We start from the raw sequence: 895 nt of genomic DNA, 5'->3' as shown, positions 1-895 counted from the left end.
GGCCAAGGTAACACCACCCCTACTTGCAGAGTTTTTTCGCAGCCGCTACTAATTGGACTCAACAATATCAAAAATAAGTAAATGTATTTAATAACTACAGCCTAGTAAAATTATAGACGCTTTGTACAGTATGGTGCATCTGACTCGAAATACAAAAAAAAGCAGCCCGAAAGCTGCTTTATGTGAGTAAATTACACTTTAATTTATTACCTAAAAGTAGGCTTGATTAATAGGCTAATTAAAGTAATTTCCATACACCTGCTACGCCTGGCTCATTTCCTTGAGTCCACCACTTCGCTTGGTATTTGTTACCACCATAAGAAACTTGGTCACCGCTATTGTAAGTTGCTGATGACTGCCAAATCAGAGCACCTGTATCATCTGTTGGTTGCGTAATTGCTTCCCAAACGCCACCTAAGTCAGGACGATTACCTTGAGTCCACCATTTAGCTTTGTATGTTACGCCGTTATAAACAACAGTATCGCCGCCAACATATACCTTACTGGCATCCCACGTATCACCTGTAGGAGGCGTTGTATCGGTGTTAGTTACCGTTACAGTAAAGCTTTGAGTGGTAGCAACTTGGCCGTCACTTACTGCCACAGATACTGTCAAATTAGTATCAGCATCGACTGCGCCCGCCGTAAGATTAACACTGGCACCACTGCCCACTAATGTAAGACCTGCAGGGACATTCCATGTATAAGTAAGTGCGTCGTTTTGCGCATCAGAGGCAACAACCGTTACTGCTGCAGAAGCGCCTTCTTCAATAGTGATATCAGCAATCGCATCAACTGTCGGTGCAGTGTTGTCACCAGTTGTTGGCGCGATGACATTAACCAAAACACTTTGGCTTACCGTTGCTTTGCCATCAGTTACACTGACGGTTGCGGT

The 895-nt window shown here is 43.7% G+C and carries 1 protein-coding gene; it reads right to left on the bottom strand.

What is annotated here, in order from left to right; all coding sequences use genetic code 11:
• Nucleotides 1–238: 238 nt before the first annotated feature.
• Nucleotides 239–895 (bottom strand): carbohydrate-binding protein (locus H5232_RS23460; protein ID WP_259400200.1); only part of this gene is annotated, 657 nt, incomplete at its 5' end.

Origin of the sequence: Pseudoalteromonas sp. SG41-5, from assembly GCF_014164495.1 — a bacterium.
Classification (GTDB): Bacteria; Pseudomonadota; Gammaproteobacteria; order Enterobacterales; family Alteromonadaceae; genus Pseudoalteromonas; species Pseudoalteromonas rhizosphaerae.
The sequence above is the reverse complement of the archived record's forward strand: the minus strand, read 5'-3'. Positions and strand labels throughout refer to the sequence as shown.